Genomic DNA, 18,672 nt, shown 5'->3' with positions numbered 1-18,672 from the left:
GTCGAACTCAACCTGCCCACCCTCGCAGACCAGGGCTATCTCAACGCGGGGCACGGGGTGGTCACCCCGAACCGCACCCCGCGCAAACGCTGGGCCGAACCCGAACTGAATGTGGACCAGAAGACCCACGACCTGCTCCTGCGTGGTCTGAGAGGTCGAGGCGAGCGTGGGTTCGCGCTACTGGTCGGACGGTGGAAGGCGTTGCGCCACACCACCGCCAGCCCACGAAAACTCACCCTCATCGTCGCCGCCGCACTGACCTGCACCCACTACGAACACAACTGGAACACCGACCAGACACCTCACTGAGATCACCTCAGGTGTCAAGACGCCGCCGCACTATCCGGCAGACCGCCCGAGTCAAACGGCGTCTTGACGCCTGTGCTTGCCTGAAAGGAGGCCACACGGAGAAGAGGGACCCCACCCACCGCAGTGGTAAACGCAACCACAGGACCAACGGTCACCGGCCGGCAGAGCTCGTGTCCCCTCTTTTTTGGAGGTCTGCCCCGCCGGCGAGGCGATGCCCTTCAGCTTTTGACTTTCAGCCCTTCAACACTCCGTCCCCCACCCCATGCCCAGGCAACGGCCGAGCCTGCTCCAGCACCCGATCCGCGTAGCTGTCCAACAACCGCGTCGCGACCTGCTGCGAATACCCCAGGATCACCGCCCACAACAACAACGCCGACTGCGAGGCCACCCCGATCAACCCGGTCGTCACCCCGGCCCCGAGCGCCAGCACCCCCACCACCGCCAGCGAAGCCCCGAGCAGCACCTTGATCGTCGCCTGGTACCCCACCATCACGTAAGGCGTCAGACTCGGCCGCCGCCGCAACAACAGCACCACCGCGGCCAACACCGCCCCGAACCCCCCGAGCGCCTGCACCAGCCACACATCGGCCCCGCTGGCCACCCCACCCGTGGGGCACACCGCAGCCAACCCCTCAGGCCGCACGCACAGCGGCAGGTACCCCGGACTGACCAGCCCCACGACCCCCAGCACCGTGTTCACCAGGAACAGCACCACCGAAGCCGCGATCAACTTGTTCCGCAACGCCCGAGACCCGGCGTGCGCGAAGTCCGACCGGTCGAACGCCGCCCGCAACGCGTCAACCACGACCGCCCGCTCAACCCCGACCGGGAACTCCCCAGGCCGCAGCTCCTCCAACGCCCGTCGCCGAGGATCCCCCTCCTCAACCTGCTCCGCGACCCGCGCCACCACTCCCGGCAACCGCCCGAGGAACCCCGGCGACGCCGCCACCACCGCGATCTCCGCCTCGTGCAGCGCCCGCCACCCCCGCTCGATGCGCCACCCCGACCACCACGCCGCGACCGTCCGCCACCGCCCGAGGTCGCCCTCCAGCACCTCGTCCACGACCGCGGCCTCCCGCTCGGCGACCTCACGCCACCGAGCGCTCTCCTGGTCCAGCGGATCGATCGGCCCGAGCGCGGCGAGGTCGGCCCGCACGCGCTCGACCCGCGTCCGCACCACCAGCTGCCAGTCCGTGGCTCCGGGTTTGCCCATGCCCCGATGGTGTCAGCAACACCAACCACTCCGGCAGTGCTCGCCCACCACTCATCCGCCCTGCCGCTCCCGCCCTACCGCGTATGCGCGGGCGCGATCAGCTCACGGGTCAACGGCGGCATCCGCTTCTCCAACCCGTACGGCTCCAGGTGCGCCTGGAACAGCTCGCTGAACGCCCGCTCCACCGCCACGTCATCCCAAGCGTCGCTCTCCACGATCGGCTGCTTGAACTGCGGGTGCCCCACCAGGTGCAAGTGCTTCCCGTTGCACCGCACCACCTGCCCGGTGATCCCCCGAGCCCCGTCCCCGAGCAGGAACACCACCAGCGGCGCCACCTTCGCGGGCACCCGGTCCGTCGCCACCACCCCCCGAGCCCGAGGCGAGGCCACCACCATCCGCGTGTACGCCACCGGGCACACCGCGTTGACCCTGATCCCGTCCGGCTCCAGGTCCAGCGCCCACGACGAGCTCAGCGAGGCCACCGCCCCCTTCGTCGCCGAGTACGTCCCGAGCTTGCGCTGCCCCAGGTACGCCCCGGACCCGATGTTCACGATGGACCCCCCACCGCCCTGCTCCCGCATCGCCCGCATCGCCGCGACCCCGGTGTAGATGACCCCCAGCAGGTTGACCTCGACGGTCCGCCGGATCTGCTCGGGATCGTCCTCCCACGGCTTCGACTCGTAGTTCACCCCGGCGTTGTTGACCAGCCCGTCGATCCGCCCGAACTCGTCCGCGCACGTGCGGATGATCTTCTCCGCCTGCGCCGGGTCGGCGACCGAGTGCCCGCTGGCCACCGCGATCCCGCCCTCGTCCCGGATGCGCTCAGCCACCCGCTCCGCCGTGTCCGCGTCCACGTCGTTGACCACCACCGAGGCGCCCGCTCTGGCCGCCTGCTCGGCGTAGGCCTCCCCCAGTCCCCGCCCAGCTCCCGTGACGACGACCGCTTTCCCGGCCAGAGCACCCATAGCGCGCACCATTTCCCCTACCAAGGCCTCGCAGCGGTTTTCCCTTGCTCCCCTGCTTTCGACCAGCTTGGGGAGGCCGCTGAGCGCTTCGGGCCCGGTTGCGGCGAGTTGCGTTCGGGCTGCGCTGAATGGCTTATGGAATTCAGCGCGGCGTATGTCCCCCGCTGATCACCCCGCACCCCCTGGTTCACGCGAAAGGGGACGCCCCGCGTCGCCGGGCGTCCCCTTTCCTGAGCCGTGCGGCAATCGGACCGCCTCAAGGCGGTCCTCCACCGATCAGCCGCTCACTTCCCCACACCGATCAGCCGCTCACTCGCCCGCGTAGGTCAGGTTGCGCCCGCTGGACGGGTCGAACAGCTGCACCTTGTCCGCGTCGAACCACACCTCGGCCTGCTGGCCCTCCACCGCCGTGGACGCCGCAGACAGCCTGGTCACCAGCGACACCCCGGAACCGGGCACGTCCACCGACCCCGCGTCGGCGGCCAGCTCCTCCAGCTCGGCGGAGGTGGCCTGCTCGCCGTCGACGCCGAAGTACGCGTACTTGTCCGACCCCATCGACTCCAGCACGTCCACGTGGCTGGTGAACGTGACGCCCGCACCGCGCACCGACTCGTCCACGAGCCTGGCGTCCTCGAAGTGCTCGGGCCGCAGCCCGAGGATGACCTCGCGGGGCGCGTCGCCGCGCTCCAGCAGCGACTTGACCCGCGCGGACAGCGGGATGTCGCCGAGCGCGGTGCGCAGCTGGTCGCCCTCGATCCCGGCGGGCACGAAGTTCATCGACGGCGATCCGATGAAGCCCGCGACGAACAGGTTGGCCGGGTGGTCGTAGAGGTGCTGGGGCGCGCCGACCTGCTGCACGTGCCCGCCGCGCATCACCACGACCCGGTCGCCCAGGGTCATCGCCTCGGTCTGGTCGTGCGTCACGTAGACCATGGTCGTGCCGAGCCGCTTCTGCAGCCGCGACACCGAGGTGCGCATCTGCACGCGCAGCTTGGCGTCGAGGTTCGACAGCGGCTCGTCCATGAGGAACGCCTTGGGGCTGCGCACGATCGCGCGCCCCATCGCGACCCGCTGGCGCTGGCCGCCGGACAGGTTCGCGGGCTTGCGGTCCAGGTGCTGGCCGAGGTCGAGGATGTCCGCGGCCTCCTTGACCTTGCGCTGGACCGTCGCGTCGTCGACCTTGGCCAGCCGCAGCGGGAACGCCATGTTCTCCCGCACGGTCATGTGCGGGTAGAGCGCGTACGACTGGAACACCATGGCGATGTCGCGGTCCTTGGGCGCGCGCTCGTTGACCCGCTCGCCACCGATCCGCAGCTCGCCGGAGGTGATGTCCTCCAGGCCCGCGATCATGTTGAGGGTGGTGGACTTCCCGCAGCCGGACGGGCCGACGAGGATGACGAACTCGCCGTCACCGATCTCCAGGTCCACGTCCCGCACGGCCACCGCGCCGTCGGGGTACTGCTTGCTCACCTTGTCGAGAACGATCTCTGCCACGCCCACTCACCCCTTGACGGCGCCGGAGGTCAGCCCGGCCACGATGCGACGCTGGAAGAACAGCACGAACACGATGATCGGGACCGTGATGACCACCGCCGCGGCGGCGATGGAACCGGTCGGGTCCTCGAACTGGGAGCTGCCGGTGAAGAACGACAGCGCGACCGGCACCGTCCGCGAGGACTCGGTGGAGGTCAGCGAGATGGCGAACAGGAAGTCGTTCCAGCAGAAGATGAACACCAGGATGGCCGTGGTGAACACGCCCGGCGCGGCGAGCGGCGCGATGACCCGCCGGAACGCCTGGCCGGGGGTGGCGCCGTCCATCTTCGCCGCCTTCTCCAGCTCCCACGGGATCTCCCGGAAGAACGCGGAGAGCGTGTAGATCGCCAGCGGCAGCGCGAACGTGGTGTACGGCAGGATCAGGCCGGGCCAGGTGTCGAACAGCCCGAGGGTGCGCTCGATCTCGAACAGCGGCGACACCAGCGAGATCTGCGGGAACATCGACACCAGCAGGGACACGCCGACGAGGGCGCGCTTGCCGGGGAAGTCCAGCCTGGCGATGGCGTAGGCGGCCATCGTGCCGAACACGACGGCGATCGCGGTGGCGATCAGGGCGATGCCGATCGAGTTCACCAGCGCCCGGACGAACTCGCTCGTGGTGAAGATCGCCTGGTAGTTCTCCAGGGTCCACTCGCGCGGGATGAAGTTCCCGTCCGCCAAGGTCTCCGGCGTCTTGAACGACAGCGACACGATCCACAGCACGGGGATCAGCGCGTAGGCCACGACGACGGTGTTGAGCACCGCCCAGCGGGCCTTGCGGCCGGTGGTGACGGCTCCTCCGGTCCCGGCCATCATCGCCTCCCCGTGTTGTCGCTACCGGGGGCAGCGGTGCCGAACAGCTTGACGAAGATGAACGCGATGATCGCCACCGCCACGAAGATCAGCACGGACATGGTGGAGCCGATGCCGAGGTTCAGGCCCTTGATGAGGTTGTTGTAGCTGACCATCGACACCGACGACGTGCCCTGCGAGCCCGCCGTCAGCACGAACAGGTTGTCGAAGATGCGGAACGCGTCCAGGGTGCGGAACAGCAGCGCCACCAGGATGGCCGGCTTCATGACCGGGATCATGACCTTGACGAACCGCTGCCACGGGCTCGCGCCGTCGACGGCGGCGGCCTTGAGCAGGTCCTCGGGGACCAGCGCCAGGCCCGCCATGAGCAGCAGCGCCATGAACGGCGTGGTCTTCCAGACCTCGGCCAGGATCACGATCATGATGGCCGGGACCTTCTCGGTCAGCACGGGGTCGCCGCCCGCCAGCTCGGCGAGGTAGCCGGTGCCGGGGGTCCAGGCGTAGCGCCAGGAGAACGCGGCCACGACGGTGACGATGCCGTACGGGATGAGCGAGGCGGTGCGGACGATGCCCTTGCCCACCAGGGTGCGGTGCATGATCAGCGCGAGCGCCATGCCGAGCACGAACTCCAGCACGACGGACACGAACGTGATGATCAGGGTGATCCACAGCGCGTCCCACCAGTACGGGCTGGAGAGCACGGTGGCGTAGTTCTCGAACCAGACGAACTCCTGGCGGTCCGGGAACTTCAGGTCGTAGCGCTGCAGGGACAGCCAGAAGGAGTAGAGGATCGGGTAGCCCGCGACCAGGGCCATGATGAGGATCGCGGGCAGGCACAGCAGCAGCCCGAGGCGGCGCTCGGCGCGCTTGCCCTCGCTCAGCGCGGCCTTGGCCTTCTTGTCCAGCGGGGCCTTGGCGGCTCTGTCCGAAGTGGACGCATCGGCGGTCTGGCTCACGGCAGGACCCCCTTCGAGTCGAGCGCGTCCTGCAGCTCGGACTTGAGCCGCTCGGCCGTGGCCTGCGGGTCGATGCTCGCGGGCGGCGACAGGATCGTGGAGATGACCGTGGAGACGTTCTGGTAAGCCGGGGTGCTCGGCCGGATGCTCGCGGTCTTGAGCGTCTCCAGGATGGCTTCCTTCATCGGGTACGGCTCCGCCATCTCCGGGTCGGAGTAGACCGACTCGATGGTGGGCGGGACGCCGTCGTTGATGGCGGCGAACTTCTGGTTCTCCGCGTTGCGCAGGCAGGTGATCGCGTCGAACGACTCGTCCGGGTGCTCGCTGTAGGAGCTGACGGCGTAGTTGATGCCGCCGACGGTCACCTTGGACGGGGTGCCCTCGTCGACCGCCGGGTACGGGGCCCACTTGAAGTGCGGGGCCAGCTCGGGGCGCTTCTGCGCGGCGGCGTAGACGAACGGCCAGTTCAGCTGGAACGCGGCCTTGCCCTCCTCCATGGCCAGGCGCGCCTGGTCCTCGGCCGCGTTGGAGAACGACGGGTCGACCACCTCGGAGGTGGCGAACTCCTTGAGGACCTCCAGCGCCTTCACCGCGTTGTCGTCCACGACGGCCCTGGTGCCGGACTCGTCGACGATCGTGCCGCCCGCGGAGTTGACCAGCGTGTTGTACAGGACGACCAGGCCCTCGTACTGCTTGCCGGTGGCCTGCACGAGACCGGGCTTGCCCTCGGCCTTGAGCTTCGCGCCCATCTCCATCATCTCGGCCCACGTGGTGGGCGGGGTCGGCACCAGGTCGTCCCGGTACCAGAGCAGCTGGACGTTGGTGTTGTCCGGCGCGGCGTAGAGCTTGTCCTGGTAGCGGGCGGTCTCCAGCGGCGTCTCCAGCGTGCCGTCCTCGACGGCGCTCTTGACCTGCCCGGTGAACTCCCTGATCCAGCCCGCCTCGGCCAGCTCGGCGGTCCAGGTGACGTCCAGCCCGAGCACGTCCATGCCGGTGTCGCCCGCGGCGAGCCTGCGCACGAGCTGCTCGCGCTGGCCGTCGGCCTCGCGGGGCAGCTTGTGGTAGACGATCTCGTACCCGTTGGCCTCCGCGTTGCAGCGGTCCACGATCTGCTGGAAGCTCTCCTGCGGGTACTTGTACACGTTGACGACGAGCCCGCCGCCGTCCGACCCGCAACCCGCCAGCACGGAGGCCGCCAGCGCGGCGACTCCCCCCGCGGCGGCAAGCCGACGACGCGGTGTCGCGCCCCTCATCCCCATATCGGTCATGCCTCCTTCCTGACAACGTGGAGGAGCCAGACCGCAGTGCCCGGCACCCCGTCGTGCCCCCACCGGTCCCCTGCCGGGGACGATCGGTGGGACGAACCTAGGCCCGGTGATCAGGTGCCGCAACCACCTGCAACAGCGCAAGAGACCTGAACGGCCGTTACCCGTTCGGGGGGTTCGGCAAACCACGTCCCCGGTAAAGGTTCGAGCCGCCGGACGGGTGCGCGGGGCAGCAGCCTGGTGGTGGGGCCGAACGGGGGCCGGGTGGACCGCCGGTGTGCGGAGAACGGCGGCGGGTGCGAGTGGTGCTCGCGGACAAGGGCCTGCCCGCACGCGCGAGAGCCGCCCGGTCCACGGGGGACCGGGCGGCTCTCGGACGTTGTGGGCGTTGGTACTACTGCCCAGGGCCGCCGGACGTCATCGGGCGTTGCCGGATTGGGCGTTGCCGGACGTCGTCGGGCGGCCGGACGTCACTGGACGCCGCCGGAGGGCCCGGCCGGTCGCATGGCGAGCTTGGCGAGCAGGTCGCGCCCGCGCTCGGCGGAGCGGGGCTGGCAGAGCACGTCGTACCGCCCGGCGACGAGCTGGCTGGCCGACTGGAAGTCCCGCCTGCCGCGCGAGGAGCCGTACCCGACCGCCGCGAAGATCATGCCGAAGGCGACACCGGTGACGACGCCGACCAGGATCGGTCCGGCCCACGCGCCGGTGGTGGGGCTGAACAGGCTGAGCAGCACGCCGACGAACACGCCGAACCACGCGCCCGACGCGGCGCCGGTGCCGAGCACCCGTCCCCAGGTGAGCTTGCCGGTGACCCGCTCGACCATCATCAGGTCGACGCCGACGATGGTGACCTCCTGCACCGGGAAGTCGTCGTCGGCCAGGAAGTCGACCGCGCGCTGCGCCTCCTCGTAGGTGGCGTAGGAGCCGATCGGCCAGCCGCTGGGCGGCGTGGGCAGGCGGGGCGGCATTCCGGGCCGGTTCTGCCCCTGGCCGGAGAACGAGCTCGTCACGGTGACCACCTCTTCGCGCTGCTGATCTCCCCATCCTGCCAAGACCGGGCGAACGGCGCGAAACGGGTTCGCGGGACGCTGAAGCCCCCGTGATCCGCCCGACATCGGGAACTCTCCGCGCGGGACGCGCCCAGTGCCGCCGAAACCCGTTGGGGCGGCCCGAATTACCCCTTTCAGCCGCGCGGGTTGCACCGTTCGGCGTCACTCCCCCGGTGGCCGGAGGCGCGCACCGACGTGACGGTCGCCACCCACGCCCGAACGGGGCAGGCCGCCCTCCGGCCGAACCAGGAAAAACCGGGCGGGGTTCCCCAGAAGTCGATCTACGCTGTGCCGACTCGACCACCGCACGACGTTGGAGCGCATCCCTTGTCCAGCCCCACCCAGCCCGAGCACCAGCAGTACGCGCAGGGCTACCCGGCCCAGGCTCCCCACGGCTACCCGCCGGTGAGCCCGCCGCCGCTGAACGCGATGGCGATCGTCACCCTGATCCTGGCGTTCTTCTTCTCGCCCGCGGGCATCGTCACGGGCATCATCTCGCTGAAGCAGATCAAGGAGCGCCACGAGCAGGGCCGGGGCATCGCGCTCACGGGCCTGATCCTGAGCAGCGTGATCACCGCGTTCTACCTGCTGCTCGTGATCCTGTTCGTCGCCGCCTTCGCCCAGGTCTAGCCCCCGCTTCCCGGCCGCTGCCACGGCCGGGACCCGCGCTCACCCCTCGGGCGTCCACACGTCGGTCCGCGCCATCCCCGCCGCGCGCCCCTTGCCCGAGATCACCAGCGCCATCTTCCGCGACGCCTCGTCGATCATCTCGTCGCCCAGCATCGCCGCGCCCCGCGCGCCACCCGCCGCCGACGTGTGGTGCTCGTACGCGTCCAGGATGTTCTCCGCGTGGTCGTAGTCCTCCTGACGGGGGCTGTACACCTCGTTCGACGCCTCGATCTGCCCTGGGTGCAGCACCCACTTCCCGTCGAACCCCAGCGCCGCCGACCGACCCGCCACCCGCCGGAACCCGTCCACGTCGCGGATCTGCAGGTACGGCCCGTCGACCGCCTGCTTCCCGTGCGCCCGCGCCGCCATCAGGATCTGCATCAGGATGTGGTGGTACGCGTCCCCCACGTCGTACCCCGGCGGCTGCTCGCCGACCACCAGGGTCTTCATGTTGATCGACGCCATGAAGTCCGCCGGGCCGAACACCAGCGCCTCCACCCTCGGCGAGGCCGCCGCGATCGCGTTCACGTTCACCAGCCCCAGCGCGTTCTCGATCTGCGCCTCGATCCCGATCCGGCCGACCTCGTGCCCCGCCGCGCGCTCGACCTGGGTCAGCAGCAGGTCCAGCGCCACGACCTGCTCCGCGCTCTGCACCTTCGGCAGCAGCAGGCAGTCCAGGTTCGCCCCCGCCCCCTCGACGACCTCCACCACGTCCCGGTAGGTCCACTCGGTGGTCCAGTCGTTGACCCGCACCACCCGCGTGCGCGTCCCCCACCCGCCCTCGTTCAGCGCCTCCACGACCCGCTTGCGCGCGTCCGGCTTGGCCAGCGGCGCGCACGCGTCCTCCAGGTCCAGGAAGACCTCGTCGGCGGGCAGGCCGCGCGCCTTGTCGATCATCTTCTGGCTCGACCCCGGCACGGCGAGGCAGGAGCGGCGGGAGCGGGTCGTGCGGTCGGCCACGGCGGGACCTCCTGGGGCGGGGAGCGGGCGAACCGCAGACTGGCACGGGGCCGAACCGCCCGCCATCGGGCTGAGGGCCGGCTCACAGCGGCTGTGGCAGGCTGGGCGGGTGGAGATCGGGCAGGTGCTGGACAACGCGCTGCGCAAGGCCGCGGCCATCTGGGTGGCCCCCGACGGCCATCCGGCGAAGCTGGTGTGGGCGCTGTGGCGCGACGGCGCGGCGCTGGTCGTCACCGGCGGCACGGAGCAGCGCGTCGACGGGCTGGCCGACGGCGTCCCCTGCACCGTCACCGTCCGCTCCCCCAGCACCCGCTCGCACCTGCTGACCGCGACCGCCACCGCCCGCCTGGTCACCCCGGACGAGGACACCGCGCTCGCCCTGCGCACCGCCCGCCTCAACGCCACCCCGGAGTGGGAATCGGTGCACCGCCTGGAGTTCGCGTGATCCGCCTGGAGTTCGCGTGATCGAGGTGCCCGCCGGGTTCGGCCACGCGCTCGACGGCGCGCGGGACTGGATCGCCGACCTGCCGAAGCTCGCCACCCACGCGTGCGCGGCCTGGGAGCTGTCCCCCGACGGCGACCTGATGTCCGGCATGACCGCCGTCGTGCTGCCGGTGCGCCGCGCCGACGGCTCCCCCGCCGCGCTCAAGCTGGTCTGGCAGGACACCGAGACCAGGGGCGAACCGCTCGCCCTGCGCGCCTGGGACGGCGACGGCGCGGTGCGGCTGCTGGAGCACGACCCGGACACCGGCGCGCTGCTGCTGGAGCGCCTGCACGCCCACCGCTCGCTGCTCGACGTCCCCATCGCCGAGGCCGTCGCGGTCGCCGCGGGCCTGATGCGCAGGCTCGCCGTCCCCGTCCCCGCCCCCGCCACCGGGTTCCGGCGCGCCGAGCCGGTCGACGTCACCGCCGAGAACGCCGCGGTCGGCTCCCCGGCGCCCGCGCGGATCGCCGAGGCCGCCACCGAGCTGGGCCGCGAGCTGACCGCGAACGCCGCGCGCCTGCTGGTCAACGAGGACGGGCACTACGAGAACGTGCTCGCCGCCGACCGCGAGCCGTGGCTGGTGATCGACCCGAAGCCGCTGTCCTGCGACGTGGAGATCGGCGCGGTCGCCCTGCTGTGGAACCGGATCGCCGAGGTGGACGGCGAGCGCGGCGTGCGCGAGCGGCTGGCCGCCGTGGTCGACGCCGCCGGGATGGACCCGGAACTGGCGCGGAACTGGGCGTTCTACCGGGCGGCGAGCGCTTGGCCGTGGTTCCACGCGCAGGGCTTCGACGTCTCCCCCGGCGCCTGCGAGACGATCACCCGCGCGCTCAGCCCGCGCTGACCGCCGCGCCCCACTAGCCTTGTCCCCGTGGTCGGAGTGAACCGGGTCTTCGCGGCCCAGCTGGCCGGACTGCCCGTGTTCGGGCCGGACGGGGAGTCCATCGGCAAGGCCCGCGACCTGGTCGTGGGCCTGCGGGTCGACCGACAACCGCCGCGCGTGCTGGGGCTGGTGGTGGAGCTGGTGACCCGGCGGCGGATCTTCGTGCCGATGCTGCGGGTCACCTCGATCGAGCCGAACGCGATCACCCTGGCGACCGGGTCGGTGAGCCTGCGCCAGTTCCACCAGCGCGCCAACGAGGTGCTGGTGGTCGGCGAGCTGATCGACGCCCGCGTCACCGTCGACGGGGCGGCGGCCGTGCTGGTGGACGCCGCCATGGAACCGGCCCGCACCCGCGACTGGCGGATGACCAGGGTCGCCGTGCGCGAGCGCACCGGCAGGCTCGCCCGCAGGGGCAAGGTGCAGGTGCTGCGCTGGGACGAGGTCGTCGGGCTGTCGGTGAGCGAGGTCGCGGGCCAGCCGCAGGGCGCCCAGCACCTGGTGGCGATCTTCGAGACGATGCGGGCCGCCGACGTGGCCAGCGCGCTGCACGACCTGCCGCTCAAGCGCCGCTACGAGGTCGCCGAGGCGCTGGACGACGAGCGGCTCGCCGACGTCATCGAGGAGCTGCCCGAGGACGACCAGAAGGACCTGCTGGCGCACCTGGACGACGAGCGTGCCGCCGACGTGCTGGAGGCGATGAACCCGGACGACGCGGCCGACCTGCTCGCGGAGCTGCCCGAGCGGGACAAGGAGCGGCTGCTGGAGCTGATGGAGCCGGAGGAGTCGGCCCCGGTGAAGCGGCTGCTGGAGTACAGCTTCGACACGGCGGGCGGTCTGATGACGCCGGAGCCGATCGTGCTGGCCCCGGACGCGACCGTGGCCGAGGCGCTGGCCCACGTGCGCAACGCCGACCTGACGCCCGCGCTGGCCAGCATGGTGTTCGTGTGCAGGCCGCCGACCGCGACCCCCACCGGCCGCTACCTCGGCTGCGCGCACATCCAGCGGCTGCTCCGCGAGCCACCGTCCGACCTGGTCGCCGGCGTGCTCGACACGGACCTGCCGACGCTGCCGCCGGGCGCGAAGCTGGGTGAGGTGACCCGGTACTTCGCCGCCTACAACCTGGTGTGCGGTCCGGTCGTGGACGAGGCGGACCACCTGCTGGGCGCGGTGACCGTGGACGACGTCCTCGACCACCTGCTGCCGGACAACTGGAGGGAAACGGGGCTGACCCATGCCTGAGCCACAGGGACGGCGGCGGCTCGACCAGCCGCGCTCGGCGGGCCGGTTCCGGCTGTCGCTGGACCCGGACGCGTTCGGCAGGCTCTCCGAGCGGCTGGCCAGGTTCCTCGGGACGGGCACGTTCCTGTTCTGGCAGACCATCATCGTGGTCGCCTGGATCGCGGTGAACCTGCTGGCGGTGTCGCTGCGCTGGGACCCGTACCCGTTCATCCTGCTGAACCTGGCGTTCTCCACCCAGGCCGCCTACGCCGCGCCGCTGATCCTGCTGGCGCAGAACCGGCAGGACGACCGGGACCGGGTGTCGCTGGAGGAGGACCGGCGGCGGGCCGAGCAGACCAAGGCGGACACCGAGTACCTGGCGCGGGAGCTGGCGGCGCTGCGGATCGCGCTGGGCGAGGTCGCGACGCGGGACTTCCTGCGCGGCGAGCTGGACCGGGTGTTCCGCGAGGACCGGAAGAAGAGCGGGAAGCCGAAGAAGCAGCGCGAGGAGCGGGACGGCGACGAGCGGGAGCCGGGTGGGCGCGGGGGCGGCAACCGCGAGGGCAGCGGCAGGCGGGACGACCCGAAGCTGGACGACCCGAGGCTGGACGACGTCCGGTCGTAGCCGGGCCGCCCGCGCTCAACCGCTCGCGCTCAGCCGTCCGCGCCCGGCCGCCCGCGCTCAGCTCTCGGCGAGCTTCTCGCAGATCCGCCGGAACTCGGCCAGGTCCTCGCCGTCGAGCGCGTCCGCGAAGTGCCGGGCCACGCCGCGCAGGTGCGTCCCGGACGCGCCGCGCAGCCGGTCCAGCCCGGCGTCGGTGAGCACCGCGACCACGCCCCGCCCGTCCCCGTCGACCCGCTCGCGCAGCACCAGCCCGGACCGCTCCAGCCGGTCCACCAGCCGGGTCACCCCGGAGCGGGACAGCAGCACCGCGTCGGCCAGCTCGGTCATCCGCATCCGGCGGTCCGGGCGCTCGGCGAGCTGCACCAGCACGTCGTACGAGGCCAGGGTGAGCCGCTGGTCCAGGACCAGCTCGGCCTCCAGGGTGCGGGTGAGCCTGGCGTGGGCCCTGAGGAACGAGCGCCACACGACCAGCTCGTCGCGGGTCGGCGCGCGTCTGGTCGGGCCGGTGTCGGACACGGGTTTTGATGTTACGGAAAGCACGCGGCCGATCGCGCTCGGCCCGAACCGCGCCCCGACCGGGCGGTAACTTGGAAGGACATGGGCCGCCCGTAGCATGGCTGGTCCCGAACCGCAGTCCACCCCCGTGAGGCGATCTTGACCACCACACAGCCCGTGCCCAGCACCGCCGACGTCCAGAAGGCGCTGGCCGGTGTGCAGGACCCGGAGATCCGGCGGCCCATCACCGAGCTGGGCATGGTCAAGGACGTGTCGGTCTCCCCGGACGGGAAGGTCGACGTCGCCGTCTTCCTGACCGTGTCCGGCTGCCCGATGCGCGACAAGATCACCGCCGACGTGACGGCGGCCGTGTCGGCGCTGCCCGGCGTGACGTCGGTGGCGGTCGAGCTGGACGTGATGAGCGACGCGCAGCGCACCGAGCTGCGCAAGACCCTGCGCGGCGGGGTGGACGAGCCGGTGATCCCGTTCGCCCAGCCCGGTTCGATGACCAGGGTGTACTGCGTGGCCTCCGGCAAGGGCGGGGTCGGCAAGTCCTCGGTCACGGTCAACCTGGCGGTGGCGATGGCCGCGCGCGGCCTGTCGGTCGGCGTGGTCGACGCGGACATCTACGGGCACTCGATCCCGAGGATGCTCGGCACCGAGGACCGGCCCACCCAGGTCGAGAAGATGATCATGCCGCCGCAGTCGCACGGCGTGAAGCTGATCTCCATCGGCATGTTCACCCCCGGCAACACCCCGGTGGTGTGGCGCGGTCCGATGCTGCACCGGGCGCTCCAGCAGTTCCTCGCGGACGTGTTCTGGGGCGACCTGGACGTGCTGCTGCTCGACCTGCCGCCGGGCACCGGCGACATCGCCATCTCGGTGGCCCAGCTGGTGCCGAACGCCGAGATCCTGGTGGTGACCACCCCGCAGCAGGCCGCCGCCGAGGTCGCCGAGCGGGCCGGGTCGATCGCGCTCCAGACGCGGCAGCGGATCGCGGGCGTCATCGAGAACATGTCGTGGCTGGAGCTGCCGGACGGCACCAGGGTGGACGTGTTCGGCTCGGGCGGCGGGCAGGCCGTGGCCGACTCGCTGACCAAGGCGGTGGGCGCGGACGTGCCGCTGCTGGGCCAGGTCCCGCTGGACCCGAGGCTGCGCGAGCAGGGCGACGCGGGCACGCCGATCGTGCTGGCGGAGCCGGACTCGGCGGCCGGGCAGGTGCTGACCGAGGTGGCCGGGAAGCTGTCGACGCGCTCGCGCGGGCTGGCGGGCAGGCTGCTGAGCGTCTCCCCCGCCGGGCGCTAGCCCCGAGGCGCGGGACCCGAGGGCCGGCCCCGAGGGGACCCGTCCCAGGGGCCCGGAAGCCCCCAGAACGCCCGAGAGCCGCTCTCCCCGAGGGGAGGGCGGCTCTCGTCGATCATCGGGCGCCGGGGGTCCAGCGGGCCGCTCAGGCCGCGCGGGGCGGTGCGCCGCTCAGGTCGCGTCCGGGTCGTACGGCGGGCGCTCGTTGTGCGCCAGGGGCCGCTGCGGCGGCGGGGCCTGCTCGGTCGGGACGGGCGGGTAGCCGGTCGACGGGTGGCCGTTCGGCTTCTCGTCGGGCTGGTCGTCCCACAGGTGCTTGGTGATGGCCTGCTTCGGGTTGAAGTTCCGCAGCTCCCGCAGGTCCTCCAGCGGCTTGCGGATCTGCTCGAACTCCGGGCCCATCTCGTTCTTGAGCTGCTCGCGCGCCCCGGTCGCGTACTCCTTGACCTGGCGGAGGGTGCGCCCCAGCCAGGCCGCGGCGTCCGGCAGCCGCTCGGGGCCGAGGATGAACAGCCCCGCGAGCACCAGCACCAGCAGCTCGCCGAATCCGACGTTCTCGAACACCTCGCGCCCTCCCGCAGACCGACCGCTCCCAGCGTAGCCGCACCGGCGCGGAGAACCCCGTGCTCCGTAGGCCCCATCACGCTGGGCCACCGGAGCCCCGGTCAGTCGGAGCGGAGGGTGACCTGGAGGGTCAGCTCGCGCCCCTGGCGGGCCAGCACGACCGGCACGGTCTCGCCGATCTCGTGCTCGCGCACCGCCACGGTGAACTCGGCCGCGTTGCGCACCAGCCGGTCGCCGACCTTGGTGATGACGTCGTTCTCGACGATCCCCGCCGCCGCCGCCGCGCCGTCGGAGGGCACGTTCTGCACCCGCGCGCCCTCGGCGGTCTCGGCGGACACCGAGTTGACGTTGACGTTCATGTCGGCGTGCTTGACCTGGCCCTCGCGGATCAGCTCCTGGGAGACCCTGCGGGCGTAGTTGCCGGAGATCGCGAAGCCGAGGCCGACCGAGCCGCCGGTCTCGGTGCGGATCGAGGAGTTGATGCCGACCAGCGCGCCGGACGAGTCGACCAGGGCGCCGCCGGAGTTGCCGGGGTTGATCGCCGCGTCGGTCTGGATCGCGTCGTAGGTGACGGCGGGGCCGCCGTTCTCGCCCGCCGCGGTGACCGGGCGGTTGAGGGCGCTGACGATGCCCTCGGTGACCGTGTTGGACAGCGACAGCGGCGAGCCGATCGCCAGCACGGTGTCGCCGACCTGCAGGTCGTCCGAGTTCCCGAACTGGATGACGGTCGGGTTGGTCACCTCGACCTTGATCACGGCCAGGTCGGTCTTGGAGTCGCGGCCGACCACGCGGGCGGTGGCGCGCTTGCCGTCGGTGAACACGACGGTGAGCTTCGCGCTGCTGTCCTGCACGGCCGGGGCGACCACGTGGTCGTTGGTGAGGACGTAGCCCGCGCCGTCGATGACGACGCCGGAGCCGACGCCCGCGATGTTGGCGCCCTTGAACTCGATCGACACCACGCCGGGGGTGACCCGGCTGGCCACGTCCGCGACCGAGCCGACCGGGCGCTCCTTGGCGGTCTTGACCTCGGCGAGGGTGACGCTGCCGTCGGTGAGCGGGTTGCCCATGCGGCCGAGCCCCCAGCCGACCAGCCCGCCCGCGCTGCCCACGGCGAGCACGACGACGAGCAGCAGCGCGAGGGCGGTGGGCTTGACGCGCCTGCCGAACAGCAGCTCGGGCACGCTCAGCTGCGGGCCGGGCGTCGCCGGGGCGTCGGCCGCCTTGGGCGGGTCCTCGCCGATGGCGGGCGGGCCGATGACGGCGCTCGCGGCCGGGTCGCGCCAGGCGTCACCGGCGGGCTTGCCCTCCCAGAAGACCGGCTCGACCTCGGGCTCGCCGGAGGCGTCCAGGGCGGGCGGGCGCTGCAGGCGGGTCTCGCCCGCGCCGGGCGGGCGGCCGAACGCGCTGCTCAGCGCCTCGGGCGTGGGCGGGGCCAGGTTGACGGGCTGCTGCTGGTGCGGGGCATGGGCGCGGCCCGCGAACGCGCCGTCGACGCCGTGCGGGCGGCCGAAGGCGGTGGCGAGGGTCGGGTCGACGGGCGGGCGGTCCAGCGGGCGCGGCGCGAGCCTGCGGTGGCCGCCGTCGTCCACACCGGACACGGGCGTCGGGGGCCGTTGGCCGTTGCCCTGCTCCAGCTCGCTCATCGCTCCCCGAACGTTTCCGTGCGTGCGTTGCGGGGCCATCGTGCCCGGTCTGCGGTGAAGTTGCCGTTCAGCGGGTGGTCAGCTGGTGGGAGACCGCGCGGAGGGGGTCCGCGCCGTCGTCGACCGGCAGCGACGGGACGGTCGTCATCGCGGGCGCGACCGCCGGGGTCGGCTGGGGGACGGTGCCCTGCGCGGGCTGCGGCGCGCTGTCGTCACCGCCGGGGACGACGAGGGCCAGCGCGCCGAGCATCAGGCCGGACACCACCACGCCCGCGCCCTGCCTGGCCCTGCTGCCGAAGCGCCCGCCTGAGCCGATGCGGGCGCCCGTCCCGAAAGGGCGGGACTGGCCGAGGGCGGGGCCGGAGCCGAAGGCGGTGGAGGGGTGCCCGGTGGGGCGCTGGGGGCGCTGGACGGTGACCAGCTGGCCGTCCTCGGTGACGGCGAGGCCGTCCGGGGCGCTGGGGAGGTCGACTTCCTGCGGGATCGCGCCCAGCCTGGCCAGCAGGCCCGCCGGTGCGCACGGGGTGGTCGCCGATCGCACGGCGGACCTGGCCTGCTGCTGCGAGTACGCCTCGGCGGCGCAGAACGGGCAGACCGCCAGGTGCGCGGAGGCCCGGCCGTGCGCAGAGGCCGACAGCTCGCCGTCGACGAAGGCGACGACGGCGTCGGGCAGCAGGTGCTGCTCGGGCAGTCCCCAACCTCGCAGATCGGTCACGCGTCCTCCCGCTGCTGTGCACGGCGCCGCTCCAGGGCGACCCGGAGGGCCTGGCGACCCCGGTGGATCCTGCTCCTCACCGTACCCAGCTTCACCCCGAGGGTCGCACCGATCTCCTCGTACGACAGGCCTTCCACGTCGCAGAGCACGACGGCGGCCCGGAACTCCGGGGGCAGCTCGTCCAGCGCGGCCTGCAGGTCGGGGTCGAGGTGGGTCTCGGTGTAGACCTGCTCGGGGCTGGGGTCGTCGCCCGCGAGCCGGTCGGTGTCCTCGGGGAGGCCCTCCATGCGCAGCCGCGAGCGGCGGCGGGCCATGTCCAGGAACAGGTTCGTGGTGATGCGGTGCAGCCAGCCCTCGAAGGTGCCCGGCTTGTACGACGCGAGGGAGCGGAACACCCGGATGAAGGTCTCCTGGGTGAGGTCCTCGGCGTCGTGCTGGTTGCCGGTCAGTCGGTAGGCCAGCCGGTACACCCGGTCGGCGTGCTCGCGCACGACCTCGTCCCACGAGGGCGGGGTCCACTCGGCCTCGTCGATGGTGGCGGTGGGCGCGGCTGCGGCGGCGTTGATCGGCTGGGTTCGCATCGGGCGGTGTGGCACCTCCAGTGGGCGGGCTGCCCTGTGCACGGTCCAACGGCGGTGGTGGCCCGCGTGTTCCCGTGAGTCCTGCTCGTGTGCTCGGTGGTGATCGGGTGATCGGGTGGTCGCTGAGCTGTGTGGGGACGGCTCGGTGTCCGGTGTTGGGACCAGCGTGCCGGTCCCGCTTATAACTCTCGTGAGAACGGGCTGAGAGCAGCCTGAGAAACACCCGGCTCGGGGCCGAGGTACCCGCGCGAGGGGGAATCGACACCTCGGGTCCTGTCACCTTCACCACGTCCGAGCAGGCGAAAGGCGGGGATCGTCGAACGATCCCCGCCCTGTTCGCCGTGAGCGATCGGCTGGTCGCCAAGGTCGCCGAAAAGGCCACGACCGGGCGGGCCCGCCACCTAAGATCGTCACCGTCCGCGCTCGGATG

19 protein-coding genes and 1 pseudogene are annotated in these 18,672 nt (G+C 72.0%); 7 read left to right on the top strand and 13 right to left on the bottom strand.

Going from position 1 to position 18,672, the window contains the following annotated elements; translation table 11 throughout:
• A pseudogene (locus tag LV78_RS20845) lies at positions 1-309 on the top strand (hypothetical protein); the annotation flags it as partial.
• A gap of 232 nt (positions 310-541) precedes the next feature.
• Here the strand turns inward: LV78_RS20845 and LV78_RS20840 are convergent.
• The 7 genes from LV78_RS20840 to LV78_RS20810 all read right to left on the bottom strand — a co-directional run bounded on the left by LV78_RS20840 (position 542) and on the right by LV78_RS20810 (position 8,022).
• Positions 542-1,522 (bottom strand): hypothetical protein, encoded by a 981-nt coding sequence (locus LV78_RS20840; RefSeq protein ID WP_253846926.1) that lies wholly within the window; start codon positions 1,520-1,522, stop codon positions 542-544.
• Between the two features lie 74 nt (positions 1,523-1,596).
• Positions 1,597-2,487 (bottom strand): SDR family NAD(P)-dependent oxidoreductase, encoded by an 891-nt coding sequence (locus LV78_RS20835; RefSeq protein WP_253846925.1) that lies wholly within the window; start codon positions 2,485-2,487, stop codon positions 1,597-1,599.
• Between the two features lie 309 nt (positions 2,488-2,796).
• Positions 2,797-3,981 (bottom strand): ABC transporter ATP-binding protein, encoded by a 1,185-nt coding sequence (locus LV78_RS20830; RefSeq protein ID WP_041837352.1) that lies wholly within the window; start codon positions 3,979-3,981, stop codon positions 2,797-2,799.
• A 6-nt stretch (positions 3,982-3,987) separates the two neighbouring features.
• Positions 3,988-4,833, bottom strand: coding sequence for a carbohydrate ABC transporter permease (locus LV78_RS20825; protein WP_372494971.1), 846 nt, complete (start codon positions 4,831-4,833; stop codon positions 3,988-3,990).
• Entirely contained in the window at positions 4,833-5,789 is a 957-nt protein-coding gene (locus tag LV78_RS20820) for a carbohydrate ABC transporter permease (RefSeq protein ID WP_012783431.1), read from the bottom strand. The genes LV78_RS20825 and LV78_RS20820 overlap by 1 nt, the downstream gene beginning before the upstream one ends.
• Entirely contained in the window at positions 5,786-7,048 is a 1,263-nt protein-coding gene (locus LV78_RS20815; RefSeq protein WP_253846949.1) for an ABC transporter substrate-binding protein, read from the bottom strand. Before LV78_RS20815 ends, LV78_RS20820 begins: the two co-directional genes overlap by 4 nt.
• Before the next feature lie 476 nt (positions 7,049-7,524).
• On the bottom strand, positions 7,525-8,022 hold the full coding sequence (locus LV78_RS20810) for a YflT domain-containing protein (protein WP_253846948.1): 498 nt from the start codon (positions 8,020-8,022) through the stop codon (positions 7,525-7,527).
• A 408-nt stretch (positions 8,023-8,430) separates the two neighbouring features.
• Here LV78_RS20810 and LV78_RS20805 point away from each other — a divergent pair, with 408 nt between their 5' ends.
• Positions 8,431-8,733, top strand: coding sequence for a DUF4190 domain-containing protein (locus LV78_RS20805; protein ID WP_253846923.1), 303 nt, complete (start codon positions 8,431-8,433; stop codon positions 8,731-8,733).
• A gap of 39 nt (positions 8,734-8,772) precedes the next feature.
• On the opposite strand, the gene LV78_RS20800 is transcribed toward LV78_RS20805, so the two are convergent.
• Positions 8,773-9,732, bottom strand: coding sequence for an HpcH/HpaI aldolase/citrate lyase family protein (locus tag LV78_RS20800; protein ID WP_253846922.1), 960 nt, complete (start codon positions 9,730-9,732; stop codon positions 8,773-8,775).
• Positions 9,733-9,841: 109 nt separating this feature from the next.
• Here LV78_RS20800 and LV78_RS20795 point away from each other — a divergent pair, with 109 nt between their 5' ends.
• From LV78_RS20795 to LV78_RS20780, 4 genes are read left to right on the top strand one after another with little or no spacing between them, the layout of a single operon-like run.
• On the top strand, positions 9,842-10,177 hold the full coding sequence (locus LV78_RS20795) for a hypothetical protein (protein WP_253846921.1): 336 nt from the start codon (positions 9,842-9,844) through the stop codon (positions 10,175-10,177).
• A gap of 16 nt (positions 10,178-10,193) precedes the next feature.
• Positions 10,194-11,060, top strand: coding sequence for an aminoglycoside phosphotransferase family protein (locus tag LV78_RS20790; protein ID WP_253846920.1), 867 nt, complete (start codon positions 10,194-10,196; stop codon positions 11,058-11,060).
• 27 nt (positions 11,061-11,087) lie between these two features.
• Complete coding sequence (locus LV78_RS20785; RefSeq protein WP_253846919.1) at positions 11,088-12,338, top strand: magnesium transporter MgtE N-terminal domain-containing protein; 1,251 nt, start codon at positions 11,088-11,090, stop codon at positions 12,336-12,338.
• Entirely contained in the window at positions 12,331-12,942 is a 612-nt protein-coding gene (locus LV78_RS20780) for a DUF1003 domain-containing protein (RefSeq protein ID WP_253846918.1), read from the top strand. The genes LV78_RS20785 and LV78_RS20780 overlap by 8 nt, the downstream gene beginning before the upstream one ends.
• Positions 12,943-12,999: 57 nt before the next feature.
• Here LV78_RS20780 and LV78_RS20775 read toward each other — a convergent pair whose 3' ends face one another.
• On the bottom strand, positions 13,000-13,458 hold the full coding sequence (locus tag LV78_RS20775; protein WP_253846917.1) for a MarR family winged helix-turn-helix transcriptional regulator: 459 nt from the start codon (positions 13,456-13,458) through the stop codon (positions 13,000-13,002).
• A 138-nt stretch (positions 13,459-13,596) separates the two neighbouring features.
• Between LV78_RS20775 and LV78_RS20770 the strand changes: the two genes are divergently transcribed.
• The gene (locus tag LV78_RS20770) at positions 13,597-14,742 is read left to right on the top strand and encodes an Mrp/NBP35 family ATP-binding protein (RefSeq protein ID WP_253846916.1); all 1,146 of its coding nucleotides are present in this window, start codon (positions 13,597-13,599) and stop codon (positions 14,740-14,742) included.
• Between the two features lie 168 nt (positions 14,743-14,910).
• On the opposite strand, the gene tatB is transcribed toward LV78_RS20770, so the two are convergent.
• From tatB to sigE, 4 genes are all read right to left on the bottom strand, one after another.
• Positions 14,911-15,303 (bottom strand): Sec-independent protein translocase protein TatB, encoded by a 393-nt coding sequence (gene tatB / locus LV78_RS20765; protein WP_253846915.1) that lies wholly within the window; start codon positions 15,301-15,303, stop codon positions 14,911-14,913.
• Between the two features lie 101 nt (positions 15,304-15,404).
• Positions 15,405-16,946, bottom strand: coding sequence for a S1C family serine protease (locus tag LV78_RS20760; protein ID WP_253846914.1), 1,542 nt, complete (start codon positions 16,944-16,946; stop codon positions 15,405-15,407).
• A 67-nt stretch (positions 16,947-17,013) separates the two neighbouring features.
• Complete coding sequence (locus tag LV78_RS20755; protein WP_253846913.1) at positions 17,014-17,661, bottom strand: anti-sigma factor family protein; 648 nt, start codon at positions 17,659-17,661, stop codon at positions 17,014-17,016.
• On the bottom strand, positions 17,658-18,242 hold the full coding sequence (gene sigE, locus LV78_RS20750) for an RNA polymerase sigma factor SigE (RefSeq protein ID WP_253846912.1): 585 nt from the start codon (positions 18,240-18,242) through the stop codon (positions 17,658-17,660). The genes LV78_RS20755 and sigE overlap by 4 nt, the downstream gene beginning before the upstream one ends.
• Positions 18,243-18,672 lie beyond the last annotated feature (430 nt).

The sequence above is a fragment of the Actinosynnema pretiosum genome (genome assembly GCF_024171695.1).
GTDB classification, from domain to species: Bacteria; Actinomycetota; Actinomycetes; order Mycobacteriales; family Pseudonocardiaceae; genus Actinosynnema; species Actinosynnema pretiosum.
This window is presented reverse-complemented; position numbering and strand designations above follow the sequence as displayed.